This window comes from Cupriavidus sp. USMAHM13 (genome assembly GCF_001854285.1).
GTDB lineage: Bacteria > Pseudomonadota > Gammaproteobacteria > Burkholderiales > Burkholderiaceae > Cupriavidus > Cupriavidus malaysiensis.
Map to the genome: position 1 here is coordinate 831019 of NZ_CP017752.1, position 13050 is coordinate 844068.

Genomic DNA, 13050 nt, shown 5'->3' on the forward strand with positions numbered 1-13050 from the left:
GTCGCTGTGCCAGGCGGCAGCGAGGGACCGTCGCCGCCAGTGCAGTCGGCGCGCCTCAGCCAGCCATGCCGCGCAGCTTGAACAGGCCGACGGTGCCGGCCAGGGCTTGCGCCTGTTCATTGAGCATCGCCGAGGCGGCCGTCGATTGCTCCACCAGGGCGGCGTTCTGCTGCGTGGCCTGGTCCAGCTCGGCGACGCTGCGGTCGATCTCGCGGATGCCGGTGTTCTGCTCGCGCATGGCTGCGTCGATGTCGCCGATGATGCGGGTGACGCGCTGGATGTCGGCGACGATGTCGCCCATTGCGCTGCCGGCCGCCTGCACGCGTTCGGCGCCGTTGTTGACGCTGGCCTCGGCTGCCTGGATCAGTGCCTTGATCTCGCGCGCGGCGGTGGCGCTGCGCTGGGCCAGGGTGCGTACCTCGCCGGCGACCACGGCGAAGCCGCGGCCGTTCTCGCCGGCGCGTGCGGCCTCGACCGCGGCGTTGAGCGCGAGGATGTTGGTCTGGAAGGCGATGCTGTCGATCACGCCGATGATCTCGGCGATCTGCGTCGACGCCTTGGCGATCTCGTCCATGGTGCTGACCACGCTCGACACCACCGCGCCGCCGCGGTCGGCCGTTTCGCTGGCTTCGCCGGCCAGGCGCGTGGCCTGCTGGGCGTAGTCGGCGGAGTTCTTCACGCTTGCCGCCAGCTGGGTCAGCGCCGCCGAGGTTTCCTCGAGGCTGCCGGCGGAGGTCTCCGTGCGGCTGGACAGGTCGCGGTTCCCGCTTTCGATTTCCGCGGTGGCCGATGCCATGCTGTCGACGGCCATGCGCACCTTGAGCAGCACCTCGCCGATTTTCTCCACGAAGCTGTTGAAGGAGGCGGAAATCTGCGCCACTTCGTCATTGCCATCGACCGGGAGCCGGTGGGTCAGGTCGCCGGCGCCGGAACCGATGGTGTCCATCGCATCGCGTACCCGGGACAGGCGGCCGAACGCGTGCGCGGTGAAGAAGGCGGCGATGCCCGCGGCGGCCAGCGTGAGCAGGACCACGGCCGCGCACAGCATGCGCACCACGTGGCCGAGGCCCGCGGTGGCCTCGGCCTTGTCGAGCGCGATCACCAGGTACCAGTCGGTGCCGCTCACGGCCTTGGCCTTGAGCAGCTTGGGCGCGCCGGCCAGCTCGACCTCCTGGGGCGTGCTGGCGCCTGCCAGCGTGGCCAGCAGCTCCGGCGTGAGCGCGGCTGCCACCTCGGTGGCCGGTTTCAGTATCAGCTTGGCGTCGGGGTGCGCGATCACCTGGCCGTCGCGCGCGACCACGAATGCCAGGCTGGACGGCGTCGGGTGCACGGCGGCCACCACCTGCCGCACGTCTTCCAGCGGCACGGCCCCGCTCAGCGCGCCGGTCGCCTCGCCGTTGCGGAGCAAGGGGGCGGCGAAGGACACGTAGGGAACGCCGGTCGACACGTCGCCGTAGGGCTTGGTGACGGCGAGCTTGCCGGCGGCGATGGCCGACTTGTACCAGGGCCGGACCGTCGGGTCGTAGTCCTTGGGCGTGGTGGTGCTGGTGGACAGGAAGGTCTTGTCGGTCCAGCCGATGGTCGTGATCGGGAAGCCGTTGGCGTTGCCCATGTGCTTGACCAGGCCGCGCGGGTCGCCATGCTCGACTTCGTCGGCGGTGGTCTTGACCGCCAGCGCCTTGGCGGCGACCCATTTGTCGATGGCCAGCGTGTTGCTGCCGGCGATGGCGGTCAGGTTTTCGTCGATGCTTTCCAGGGTGCTGCTTCGTACGATCGAATAGGTGGCGGCGCCGCACAAGGCCAGCGCGCCGACCACGGTGGCCGAGGTGATGAGGACGATACGGATGCGCAGGGAGGACATCTTGGATCTTGCGGAGGTTGGAGTCCGGACGGGATGACGGTTGCGACAGCAATGGCGTGCCCTCGCACCTCCCGGGAACAGGAGATGGAGTCACATTGCAACCTACGGCGGCCAGGCGCGGAACTTGAGGCCTTGCCGCATATGCCCTCGTCGGCGTGGCTCCGGACTGGCGTAGTGATCCGGCCGGCGCGTGGCGCTGCCGGCGTCGCGGCACGGGGTCGGCACGTCACGCTTGCCAAGGCGCCCGCGCACGCCCCCGCCTTCCTCGCGCGGGACCGCCTCAGCCCGCGCCCGGTGCCATCGCGGCGCTGGCGGCGGCCGGCCGAGCGCCCGCTGTGCTGGCGGCGCCGTCCGCCTCGCGCCAGCCCCCGCCCAGGGCCTTGTAGAGCGAGACCTCGCTGTCGAGCCGTGCCAGGCGATAGGCGACCAGCTGCTGCTGCGCCGAGTAGAGCTGGCGCTGCGCATCGAAGACGCTGAAGTAGTCGTCGACGCCGTTGCGGAAGCGCATGCGCGACAGCCGCTCGGTTTCGCGGATCTCCTCGATCATCGTGCGCTGCGCCTGGATCTGCCGGTCGTAGGTGCCGGTGGCGGCCATGCTGTCGGCGACTTCGCGGAACGCGGTCTGGATGGTCTTCTCGTAGTTGGCCACGTTGATGTCCTTGCGTACCTTGGCCAGGTCCAGGTTGGCCTGGTTGCGGCCGGCGTTGAAGATCGGCAGCGTCAGCTGCGGCGCGAAGACCCAGGCCAGGCCGCCGGAGAACAGGCCGGCCAGGCTGGTGCTGGCCACGCCGAGCGCGCCGGTCAGGGTGATGCTGGGAAAGAAGGCGGCGCGCGCCGCGCCGATATTGGCATTGGCGGCCTTGAGCTGGTGCTCGGCGGCGCGGATGTCGGGGCGCCGCTCGAGCAGGCTCGAGGGGAGTCCGGCGGGTACCTGGGCGAGCAGGTCGGGGCTGTCGAGCGCCGGCAACTGCTGCAGCCCGTCGGGCAGGGGGCCGCCGAGCAGCAGGGTCAGGGCGTTTTCATCCTGGGCGACCTGGCGCGTGTACTGCTCCACCCCGACCTGGGCGGTCTGCAGCTGGGTCTGGGCCCGATGTTCGTCCAGCTTGGCCAGGGCGCCGGCGCGCTGCCCGCGCGACACCATCTCGGCGGCTTCCTGCTGGCTCTTCAGCGTGTCCTGCGACAGCGCCAGCAGCTCGCGGTCGGCCAGCAGCGTCAGGTAGGCATCCGCGACTTCGGCCACCAGCGTGATCTGCGCACTGCGCCGCGCATCCTCGGTCGCCATGTACTGTTCCAGCGCCGCATGCTTGAGGCTGCGCACGCGGCCGAAGAAGTCGAGTTCATAGGCGGTGAAGCCGATGCCGGCGGTGAAGCTGTTGATCTGGGCGCCTTGCCCGGGGGCGCGCAGCCGCGGCGACACGCGCTGGCTGGTCAGGCCGGCATTGGCATCGATCTCGGGGAACTGCGCGGCGCGCTGCACCCGGTACAGGGCGCGCGCCTCATCGACGGCGAGGGCGGCGATGCGCAGGTCGCGATTGCCCGACAAAGCGCGTGAGATCAGTTCCTGCATCGACGGATCGACGAAGAACTCGCGCCATCCGACTTCCCCCAGCGTTGCCTGCGGCGCCGCCTGCGCGGCGCTGCCGGAGGCCGGCGCGTAGGCGGGGCCGCCGGGCCAGGCGGACGGGATCGGGGCATCCGGGCGATGGTAGGCAGGCTCCATGGTGCAGGCTGCCAGCGGCAGGGCGAGCGCGGCATACAGCCAGCGCGCGGCGGTGGGCGAGGGGCGGTTCTGTCGGGGCATGGGCGGCATCTGGAGAAGGGCGGATCGGAAGTGCTGGAGCATGGGCTTGCACCGGGGCGCGGCGGGGTGGCATCAGCCGGACAGCGCCCGCTGCAGCAGGCGCGAGATCGCCAGGCCGGGGCGGCCGGTGGTGGCGATGTTGAGGGCGGGTTCGCTGAACAGCAGGCGGATCAGGCTGTGGCGTGCCGCCCGGTCGGCATGCAGCGCGACACCGAGCAGCGTGCCCTGCCGGCGCACGATGCGGCAGGGAATCCAGCCGGTCTGGTGCAGCCAGAGCGCGCCCTCGGCCGGCACCGGCAGGACGGCCGCCGCCGGCGTCACCACGGCGGCGCCGTTGCAGGAGAGATTCTGCGTGCGCACGTCGTACTCCACGCCGCCGACGCGCAGCAGCGCACGCGCCGCGAAGGGGAAGCGCTCTTCCTTGCGCGGGCGCGGCAATTCGACGCAGACCAGCATCGAGGCCAGGTAGAGCGTCAGGGCGATGGCGGTCCAGGCGGTGTTGAAGGCCAGCCCGGGCGCGTCGGGGTCGGCGGCGAGGGCGTGCGCGAGTCCCAGCGCCGACACCAGCATCAGTCCCAGGTAGAGCGCGGCCAGCTTGCCGTGGATCACCAGGCGGGAGCGGTCGAGTCCCTTGTTGGTGACCTTGAACGGCCGGCCGAACGGCTTGAACAGCGCGCTGGCAAGCGAGACGGAGACGGCCAGCGCCGCCACGATCTGCGTGACCTCGGTGAAGATGGGCATGGCGCGGCAGCGCGTGATCCACACGCTGTAGGCCCAGTACGCGATCAGCGCCGGCGCGCCGTAGGCGAGGAACTGCAGCGGGTCGGCGGTGGACAGGGTCGGCACGTCGAAGTACCAGTACAGCAGCGGACCCGCCAGCAGCATCAGCGTGAAGGGGCGGCTCAGCCAATGCAGCAGGCCGTGGACATAGTGCAGGCGCTGCCGCCAGGTATAGCCGCGTCCGCGCAGCGGCCCGTCGCGGGTCAAGGCCACCTGGATGGTGCCGAGGCCCCAGCGGCTGCGCTGGCTGATGTACTCGGGCAGGCCTTCGGCGGACAGGCCGATGCTGAGCCGCTCGTTGAGCCAGCGCGTGACGTAGCCGAGCGGCAGCAGGCGGTAGGTCAGGTGGATGTCCTCGGTCACCGTGCCGGTCGGGAAGCCGCCGATGCGGCCCAGCAGGTCGCGCCGCACCACGAAGGAGGTGCCGATGCAGAAGGCCGTGCCCCAGGCATCCTTGGCCGGCTGCATGACGTCGAAGAACGCGCGCTGCTCGTCCACCCAGCATTCCTGCGAGCGCAGGTTGTACTGGATCGGGTCGGCGTTGTAGTAGAACTGCGGCGTCTGCACCACGCCGACCTCGGGATCGGAGAACAGGCCGATGGTGCGCAGCAGGATGTTGCGGTGGGGGGCGAAGTCGGCGTCGAGCACCAGGATGTAGGGCGCGCCGCCCGCCTCCGCGCTCACGCCCAGGCCGTTGTTCAGGTTGCCGGCCTTGGCGTGCGTGTTGTCGGCGCGTGTCACGTAGTGCGCTCCCACCTCGGCGCAGAAGGCCTTGAGCCAGTCGCGCCGGGTGTCGTCCAGCACCCACACGCGGAAATCGGGGTAGTCGATGGCGAGCGCGGCGACGATGGTCTTCTCCAGGATCTCCAGCCCCTCGTTGTAGGTGGCGATGAAGATGTCCACGCGCGGCACCGTGCGCGCGCGCCGCAACGCGGCTTCGCCGGCGTCCGCCGCGCGCGAGTGGTCGCTGGTGCGGCTCAGCACGACGATGGAGAACAGCGTATAGGCCATCGTCATGGTCTCGAAGGCGAAGAACAGGTACCCCCAGAGGCTGGCGAAGTCCATGCGGAACTCGGGCAGGGTCTGGCTGGCGCGCCAGCCCAGGTAGGCCAGCAGCAGGACCGCGGTGACGGCGCCGAACAGGATGCGGTCGGCGCGCCGCTGCGGGCTGCCGAGCTGGCCCAGGCCGAGCACGGCCACCAGGACGCCCCCGTTGATCGCGACCAGGATCGGGTAGTCGAGGAAGAAGGAGAACATCGAGGTCAGCATCGTCACTCCTGTTGCGTGGCTGCCGCGCGGCCGGGCGGCGGCGCGGGACATGTCGCGCCCAGGCAGCCGCCGGGACGGAAGGGGTTCCAGCCGGCCGCGGCCAGCACTGCCCAGGCGGTGGCGCCCAGGTGCGGCAGGTGGAAATAGAAGAAGTCGTCCGAGGTGGAGGTCGGGCCGATGCGCAGGCCGGTGCTGATGCGGGCCTGCGGCGTGGCATAGAGCAGGCCGGACGGCGCGCGCTGCGCCTGCAGCAGGCGCCACAGCGGGTCGGTCGGCGGCAGGCGCTGCGCGCCCAGCAGCACCAGGGCCGCCTGCGCCGTCCCTTCCGTCCACATGCCGTCGGGGTCGGCCTTGAAGCCGAAGCCGCCTTGCACGCCGTGGCGGCGCGCCACCCAGTCCAGGCTGCGCTGCCAGGGGCCGGCGTCGTCGGGCATGGCGACCAGCGGCCACAGGGAGGCATCCAGCGCGGACGGGCCCGCGTTCAGCGTCCGGCCATCCTCGCCGGTGCCGATCAGGAAGCGGCCGTCGCCGGCATTCCACATGGCCGCGACGAAGCCGCGCGCGCGCGCGGCTGCCGGGATCCAGCGCGGCGCGCCGGAGGCCTGGGCCAGCCAGTGGAAGGCGGCGTAGGCGTCGACGTTGTGCTCGGTCGATTTCCAGCCCTGGCGCAGCGGCCGCGGCTCTTCGCCGAAGAAGCCGCCGGCGTAGCCGGCCGGCGCGGCCGCGTCGAAGGTGTGCTGTTCGATCCAGCCCATCAGGGCGGCCGCGCCATCGAGATAGCGCGGATCGCGCGTGGCCTGGTGCAGCGCCAGCAGCAGCAGCGCGGCCCAGGCCACGTTGCCGGTCGCGGTGCCCGTCTGGTAGGCATCCTCGAACCATCGCCTGGATGGCTCGTTCCACCAACCGGGCAAGGGTACCGGTCCGGCCGGCACCGGCCCGGCACGGTAGGCGTTGCGCAGGCGCGCGTCATGATAGAAGCGGTCCTGCGCGCTGGCCTGCAGCATGGCGTCGCCGATGCGGCGGGCCCGCTGCGCCTGCCCGCAGGCGATCAGCGCGATGCCCGCCAGCGCATTGTCGTAGACGAAGGCCGCCTGGCGCAGCGCGGGGGCCAGCGGCTCGCCGCCGGGGGCGGCTTCGTAGCTGGCCAGGAACAGGGGGCCGCTGCCCGGGACGGCGTCGGCCAGCCGCGCCAGCGTGAGGCAGCCGGCGGCGAACAGCGCGGCGCGCGGCGTGCCTTGCGGCGGCGGCTGCGCCTCGGCATGCGGCGCGCGGCCCGGCGGGAGCGCCAGGGCCAGGCCCAGCAGGCAGGTCATCAGGATGGAGGCGGCGTGGCGGCTGGACATGACGGCGGGCTCCTGGTGCCGTGGCTTGCCGCGCCCGCCTCAGAGGCGCATCCCCAGCCAGCTGCGTGCCAGGCTCACCTTCGCCCAGCGGCCCATCGCGCAGCGCTGCGAGGCGTCGGCGGTGGCCAGGCGGGGTGTGGGCGGCAGCGGCTTGTCGAGCTTGGCGATCACGTAGATCTCGTTCTTCTCGATGGGCGGGAACGGCACGAAATAGCGCGCCTGCTCGCCGTCCGACGCGCGCGGCAGGATATCGGCCACCGCGGCCGGCAACGCGAACGGCACGCCGTCGACATGGACGCGCAGCCGGGTGCCGGGCAGCAGGTCATCGCTCAGGCTGCGCGGGAACACCGCCACCACCCGGGTCTGCGAACAGTTGCTGGCGCGCGCCAGTGTGGCGCCCGCGGCGACGCGCGTGCCGGGCGCGGCGAGGACGTCCTCGATGACCCCGGCATCGGTGGCGCGGATTTCCAGGTTGGACAAGCGCTCCAGCCTGCTTTGCTCGCTGGCGATCAGCTTGTCGACCGAGGCGCTATAGTCCTGCAGCTGCTGCATCTGCGCCTGCAGCTGCACGATGTCGGCGCTGAGCAGGACATGCTGCTGCTGCAGCGCCGCCACCGGTCCGTCGGTGGCCGAGATGAAGACCTTGCTCTTCGAGGCCTCGCTGTTGCCCACGGCATTGTCCAGCTCGGCCTTGACCGCGGCGCGGGCGTTGTTGAGCACCGAGAGCTGGTAGCGCGAGGCATTGGTATAGGCCTCGCTGACCGCGCCCGCCCATTGCATGGACTGGTTGCGGTTGACCACCTCCTCCTGCTGGTCGACCTGCGCCTTGGCGGTGGCCAGGCGCGCCTGCAGCGCGCGCACATTGGCGGAATGCTCCTGTTCCGCGGCGGCATGGTAGCGCTGCAGGTCGCGCGTGTTCGCGGCCAGCTGCGTCTGTTCGCCTTCGAGCTTGGCCTTGGCCGCGTCGTAGCGCTGCTGGTTGTCGAGTTTCTTGCCGGTGAGCTCGACCAGCAGGGAGCGATCGATATTGGGGTTCTGCACGGCCATCAGGCCCTGGCCGGCCTGGAAGGGCTTGCCCGCCGGCACCAGCTGCCCGGTCACCACGCCTTCCACCGGCGAGGTGATCAGGGTCACCGGGCTGTTGACCACGGCACGTTCGGAACTGCGCGTGAACACATTGGGGAACATCACCGTCAGCACCGCCCAGACGACGAACAGGATGAAGCCGTAGCCGGCCGTGCGCGGCAGCAGCCGCCACAGGGGCCGCGCGGCCAGGGGCCGGCGCGCATCGGCGAGCTGGCCCTCATGCGTCGGTCCGTGGAGCGCCGTCATGGGGCGGTCCGGGCGGGCATCCTGGCGGCGTTCGAGCGAATCGGGCATGACATTCTCCGGTGCGTGGCGCATGACAAAAGCAGAGCCTGCCGCGCGCCGCATGGTCAGCGCGGTGGGCAAGGCGCGGACGCAAGCCGGCCCAGCGCTTAAGCACTGTGCAGACTGGCCCGCTTGTCCCCATTCCGCTTATTGTGTGATGTGCATGTCGATGGCGAATCGCCGCATCGACGCACGATCAGGACGACCGGCGTACCGGCCCGTCGGTTCGCCCCGTAGCACCGGGGCGTGTCACTGGATTGGCCCTCCGGCCACGTTGGTTTCGCGCTGGCAACCGCGAGGCCGCAAAACCAGCACGAGTATCGTAAGGCTAGTCAAGCAGGCAGGCGATTGCTGTAAGAATGTGTAAGGGTCGGCCTTGGCACAGCGCAACAGGATGTAACCCAGGTCGCCATGGCTTTGAGCCTTGTCCTACCCTGTACGACCGTCGAGCCATGCCATGCCGCATGGCTCGATGTTCTGCCAAGGCGGACTTGTCCGCACAGTCGGGAGGCAAGCACGATGCAACGATCACGCGAGCATTTCGCAGCGACTTATCCATTGCAATCAGGCGGCACGCAACTGGTCGAGATATGTGGCCCCGCATTGCGGCGGCTGGGCCCGTTCGGCACGGACGAGGCATGCCGGCAGACCGCCGCCAGGGTCTTGCCGCGCTTGCGGCTGGTGCGCCTGCCGGTGCAGGCGGCGGAGCCGGATGCGCAGGCCGTGCGCATCCTGGCGAATGCCGAGGCGATGTGCGAAGTGTCGCGGCGGTGCATGCTGAAACTGCCGGAGGATCCGGAGCCGCCGGCGCGTGCGTCACGGCGGGCGCGATGCGGCGCGCAGCGTTCCGTGCTGGCGATGGCATTGGCCATGGCACGATCCGGGCACGCTCACGATCCGGCGGCCAGTGCGGCCAGTGCGGCCAGTGCGGAAAGTGCGGCCGGCAGGGCGTTCCGGCCTTGCCGCGGCGGCGCGGGCATCGGAAGACGCGCCACGTCACCGGCCGCAAGGCGCATCGCGCCATAGCGTGATAGCGCCATCGCGCCATCGCGCAACAAAGTGTAAAGCCGTGGCGTGGGGCAAGGCTGACCAGCTATGTTGTAGATAGTCTTTGCTCATCTGTGCCGCCTGCCGAGCCGATCGCGCGAACCGGGCATCGATACGGTGCTTCGCGCGGCCCGATGCCGGCACGCATGCCGCGCGACGCGTCGACCGCCATCCTGCGTCGCCGGTAGTGGTCCTGATCCAGACCGCCGTCTTGGCGGCTCCTTCTTCGCCCGCGTCACACGCGGGCTTTTTTTCCATGCCGGCGGCGTTTCCTGGCGGAGGCGAAGCGTGCGCGCACGCCAGCCGCGAGCGCTTGCGGAGCCGGGCACGCCGCGCGGCCGGCTCCTGGTTCATGGCTCGATGGCCCGGCGGCTCGATGGCAAAACGTAAGGCCTGTATCCAACCGTAAGCCTTGGCCGTGCGGACGAATCTCGGCGCGTTCCGCGCGGTCTGTCTCCACAGGGAGGTCGCAATGCCGCGGGCGCGGCGGCACAGCGCGTTCGGCGGTGATCGACACAAGCGACAAGGGGATTGCGATGAAACCGGTTCAGAAACTATGGGTAGCGGCAATCGTCGGCATGACTGCGGTGGCGGGGCATGCCGCGCCACGGCAAGGGAACGGCCAGCTCGTCGCCGGCCCGGGTGACACGGCTCCTGCGGCAGGTGCGCCGGGCATGGGTGGATATCCTGCGGGCAACCAGAGCGGCGTGGCGGCTCCGGTGAACCCGCGGGCCGATCCCGCTCCGATGGGGATGGCCGCCGAGATGAGCGGCGCCACCAGCGACCGCGCCATCACCATGAACGTCAAGTCCCAGCTGCTCGCGGAAAAGGGGCTGACTTCCTCCGGCATCCAGGTCAGCACGCAGGACGGTGTGGTCCGCCTGAGCGGCACGTTGAAGAACGACAGCGAACGACTGACAGCGCTCAACGCGACGCGCTCGGTGGCAGGCGTCAAGTCGGTGGAAGACGCGATGCGGGTCGGCAAGTAGCGGGCGCAAGGACAAAGGCGCGGCCTGCCCGCCTGCTTGCACGGGAGGCACACCGCAGGCGGGGCAGGCGCGCGGCCCGGCTGGCGCCGCGCGGTCGGGGGCGGGTCGGGGGCAACGACGCTACGCTATGGGACGTACGGGTCGGTGGGAGGCTGGAGGTCCCGCTCGGTCAGCTGGTCCTCGACGCCGCGGATGATAAGCAAGGCATCGTGTTCCCGTGCCTGCTGCACGCCCGCGGCAATGGCGGCCGCCCGGGACGTAAAGCAGCAGCGTTCGCCGCCAGGTCCATCGGAAACCACTTCCCACTGACCATTGCTGGCGCACGCCACTTGGATGGTAGCGATCGTCATGTTCGGCATCGCATCGTCGATATCTGCATAACGAACTTATAGGTGAAGGGGGTGCCGTACGGTATCGGACGACCTCCTACATTGGTGCGTTTCCAGACGGCCGGGCCATCGCGGGCGAGAGCGCTGACAGTCGCCATGTCCTTTGGCTTGCCCATGTGGCGCAATGCCCATCCCGCAGTGCCCGTCCGTCCCCCAGGCGCTGCCGCGCACCCGGTCCCTCCTTGCGGACCTGAAGCGTGTGCGGCGGGAGACTAGACTGGAAGCGGATAACCGGAAGCAGATAGCCGGAAGCAGATCACCGGAAGCAGAGAACAGGGGGCCGGACCGGCAGCGATCGCCAGGGCCTGCGCGCGCGCCTGCGCCGTGCGGGAACCGGGGAGCGCGCCATGCCGCCGTGCCGCAGTGTGATGAAGAGGGATGCTCGCCGTGGTGAATCCAGGAGGGCCGCGCTGATGCGGCTGCTCGAGGAGTTCGCGCTCGCCTTGCTCGTGCTGGCGAGCGCCGGCGTGGCATGGCTGTTGTTCACGCCCCCCGGCCACCGTTGGCTGGCCGGCCTCAGCCTGGCCGAACTGCGTTGCCTGGGGGCGTTCTGCGTCGCCGCAGGCGTGCTCGGCGCCTGGTACTGCGCACGTCGCTGGCGCCGCGCCGGCTGATGCCGGCCCGGGCATGCCTGGCCTGTGCCGCCATATATGCCGCCATATATGCCGGCATATCGATATGCCGATTCGATTGTTCCCCGCGGCCCTGGCGCAGTCCTATCCGGCACGTCCGATCCGCCTCGTGGTGCCCGATCCGCCAGGCGGCGCCACCGACGCGCCGGGGCGAGCGCCTGGGCCAGCCGGCGGTGGTTGAACACCGCGCCGGCACGGCGATCGGCGCGGCCGCCGCCCCTGCCGCCGCACTCAGAACAGGCCCGTGGTCGGCGGCGCCTCGCCCTTCAGCAGCCAGGCGCCGACCACCGCCGCCTTCCACTGGCGCGGATTGTGGTTGGCCACGGTGCGGGCATTGCGCCAGTGCCGGTCCAGGTTGTACTCACGGTCGCAGGACGAGGCGCCGCCCACGTCGAAAGCGAACTCCGAACTCTTCAGCGCGGCATCGACGGCGAAGTACTGGGCCTGGGCCACCGCGATGGAGGCTTCGGTCAGCGATGCGTTGCTGAGCCGGTCGGCCCAGGCCGCGTCGATCGCCTCGGCGGCGCGCAGGGTGGTGGCCTCGGCGGCGAAGACGAGGGCGGCGATCTGCCCGATGGTCTCCTGCACATAGGGGTCGTCCACCGAACGCTGCGCCGAGCTGTGCTTGATGGGGCGGGCCTTCTCGCGGGCGAACCAGGTCGCGTCATGGAGCGCGTTGCGCGCGATGCCGGCCTCGGTGGCGGCCAGGTATAGCTGGAACAGCGGGGTGACCGGGTTGCGGCGGTCGCGCGGGAAGTAGCTGATGCGCAGTTCATCCGCCTCGACGCGGAGATCGGCGAAGCGCGTGGTGCCGCTGGCGGTGAGGCGCTGGCCGATCGCGTCGAAGTCGTCGACCAGCTCCAGTCCGGCACGGCCGCGCGGCACCGCGAAGTGGGTCTCCTTGCCGTGCTCGTCCAGCGCGATGGAGCTGATCCAGTCGGCGTACAGCGCGCCGGTGCTGTAGTACTTGGTGCCGTTGACGACGTAGTGGTCGCCCCGCCGCCGGATGGTGGCGCGGATCTCGCCATGCCTGCCGCCGCGTTCCACACCGCCGTTGCCCACGATCTGGCCCGCCAGCAGGCGCTGGAACCAAAGCTGCCGCTCGGCCTCGTTGTCCTGGCCGGACAGCAGGCCCTCGACGAGGCCGAAGTTCGGGCGCAGCGCCTGGGCCAGGTTGGAGTCCACCGCGGCCAGGTCGATCAGGAAGCGGATCGCGTCGCGCATGCTGCCGCCGGGGCCGCCATAAGCCTTCGGGATGCGGAAGGTCAGCAGGCCGGCGTTGGCGACTTCGCGGGCCAGGGCATACGGTAGTTCCCGTTCGCGTTCACGTTGCGCCGCGCCGCGTGCGATCCCGGGCAGCAGGGCCTGCGCGCGCTGGAACAGCGCGGCCACATCGCCGGCGGGCGGCAGCGGCTGGCCGGGCGGTGCCGGGTGCGGATTGATGGCGGTGGCGGTGGCGCCGGCGTGGGCGCGTGGAGGCGCGGCGGCGGGCGCCGCCGGCAAGCTGTCGGTATCAGCCATGGCGATGAGGTGTCACGAGAGGGAGGTGGAAAGGGTGGATGCTGGAC

General features: G+C 70.6%; 10 protein-coding genes. 3 read left to right on the top strand and 7 right to left on the bottom strand.

Annotated features, from left to right (window positions below; translation table 11 throughout):
* Positions 1-55: 55 nt before the first annotated feature.
* The 5 genes from BKK81_RS22065 to BKK81_RS22085 all read right to left on the bottom strand — a co-directional run bounded on the left by BKK81_RS22065 (position 56) and on the right by BKK81_RS22085 (position 8386).
* Entirely contained in the window at positions 56-1861 is a 1806-nt protein-coding gene (locus BKK81_RS22065; RefSeq protein ID WP_071017739.1) for a methyl-accepting chemotaxis protein, read from the bottom strand.
* Between the two features lie 280 nt (positions 1862-2141).
* Complete coding sequence (locus BKK81_RS22070; RefSeq protein WP_071017741.1) at positions 2142-3662, bottom strand: efflux transporter outer membrane subunit; 1521 nt, start codon at positions 3660-3662, stop codon at positions 2142-2144.
* A 72-nt stretch (positions 3663-3734) separates the two neighbouring features.
* Positions 3735-5699: a glycosyltransferase gene (locus BKK81_RS22075; protein ID WP_071022005.1), complete on the bottom strand. Its 1965-nt coding sequence runs from the start codon at positions 5697-5699 to the stop codon at positions 3735-3737.
* A gap of 14 nt (positions 5700-5713) precedes the next feature.
* Entirely contained in the window at positions 5714-7054 is a 1341-nt protein-coding gene (locus BKK81_RS22080) for a hypothetical protein (RefSeq protein WP_231908195.1), read from the bottom strand.
* Between the two features lie 39 nt (positions 7055-7093).
* Positions 7094-8386 carry an HlyD family secretion protein gene (locus BKK81_RS22085; RefSeq protein WP_071022011.1) on the bottom strand — a complete coding sequence of 431 codons (1293 nt, stop codon included), beginning with the start codon at positions 8384-8386 and terminating at the stop codon, positions 7094-7096.
* A gap of 558 nt (positions 8387-8944) precedes the next feature.
* Between BKK81_RS22085 and BKK81_RS35565 the strand changes: the two genes are divergently transcribed.
* Together BKK81_RS35565 and BKK81_RS22095 are read left to right on the top strand one after the other, a co-directional pair.
* Positions 8945-9451: a hypothetical protein gene (locus BKK81_RS35565; protein ID WP_156811418.1), complete on the top strand. Its 507-nt coding sequence runs from the start codon at positions 8945-8947 to the stop codon at positions 9449-9451.
* A gap of 695 nt (positions 9452-10146) precedes the next feature.
* Positions 10147-10461, top strand: coding sequence for a BON domain-containing protein (locus tag BKK81_RS22095; protein ID WP_071017744.1), 315 nt, complete (start codon positions 10147-10149; stop codon positions 10459-10461).
* Positions 10462-10586: 125 nt separating this feature from the next.
* Here the strand turns inward: BKK81_RS22095 and BKK81_RS22100 are convergent, their stop codons facing one another.
* Positions 10587-10811: a DUF2188 domain-containing protein gene (locus BKK81_RS22100; protein ID WP_071017746.1), complete on the bottom strand. Its 225-nt coding sequence runs from the start codon at positions 10809-10811 to the stop codon at positions 10587-10589.
* Between the two features lie 452 nt (positions 10812-11263).
* On the opposite strand from BKK81_RS22100, the gene BKK81_RS22105 reads away from it, so the two are divergent.
* Positions 11264-11464, top strand: a complete 201-nt coding sequence (locus BKK81_RS22105) for a hypothetical protein (RefSeq protein ID WP_071017748.1) — start codon at positions 11264-11266, stop codon at positions 11462-11464.
* Between the two features lie 249 nt (positions 11465-11713).
* Here BKK81_RS22105 and BKK81_RS22110 read toward each other — a convergent pair whose 3' ends face one another.
* Positions 11714-13003, bottom strand: coding sequence for an acyl-CoA dehydrogenase family protein (locus tag BKK81_RS22110; RefSeq protein WP_083384342.1), 1290 nt, complete (start codon positions 13001-13003; stop codon positions 11714-11716).
* Positions 13004-13050 lie beyond the last annotated feature (47 nt).

What these genes read in the sequence shown, in the direction of transcription:
- BKK81_RS22065 (WP_071017739.1), bottom strand. Translation starts at nt 1,861, where the DNA reads ATGTCCTCCCTGCGCATCCGTATCGTCCTCATCACCTCGGCCACCGTG.
- BKK81_RS22075 (WP_071022005.1), bottom strand. Translation starts at nt 5,699, where the DNA reads ATGTTCTCCTTCTTCCTCGACTACCCGATCCTGGTCGCGATCAACGGG.
- BKK81_RS22095 (WP_071017744.1), top strand. Translation starts at nt 10,147, where the DNA reads ATGGGTGGATATCCTGCGGGCAACCAGAGCGGCGTGGCGGCTCCGGTG.
- BKK81_RS22110 (WP_083384342.1), bottom strand. Translation starts at nt 13,003, where the DNA reads ATGGCTGATACCGACAGCTTGCCGGCGGCGCCCGCCGCCGCGCCTCCA.
- BKK81_RS22070 (WP_071017741.1), bottom strand. Translation starts at nt 3,662, where the DNA reads ATGCCCCGACAGAACCGCCCCTCGCCCACCGCCGCGCGCTGGCTGTAT.
- BKK81_RS22105 (WP_071017748.1), top strand. Translation starts at nt 11,264, where the DNA reads ATGCGGCTGCTCGAGGAGTTCGCGCTCGCCTTGCTCGTGCTGGCGAGC.
- BKK81_RS22080 (WP_231908195.1), bottom strand. Translation starts at nt 7,054, where the DNA reads ATGTCCAGCCGCCACGCCGCCTCCATCCTGATGACCTGCCTGCTGGGC.
- BKK81_RS35565 (WP_156811418.1), top strand. Translation starts at nt 8,945, where the DNA reads ATGCAACGATCACGCGAGCATTTCGCAGCGACTTATCCATTGCAATCA.
- BKK81_RS22085 (WP_071022011.1), bottom strand. Translation starts at nt 8,386, where the DNA reads ATGACGGCGCTCCACGGACCGACGCATGAGGGCCAGCTCGCCGATGCG.
- BKK81_RS22100 (WP_071017746.1), bottom strand. Translation starts at nt 10,811, where the DNA reads ATGACGATCGCTACCATCCAAGTGGCGTGCGCCAGCAATGGTCAGTGG.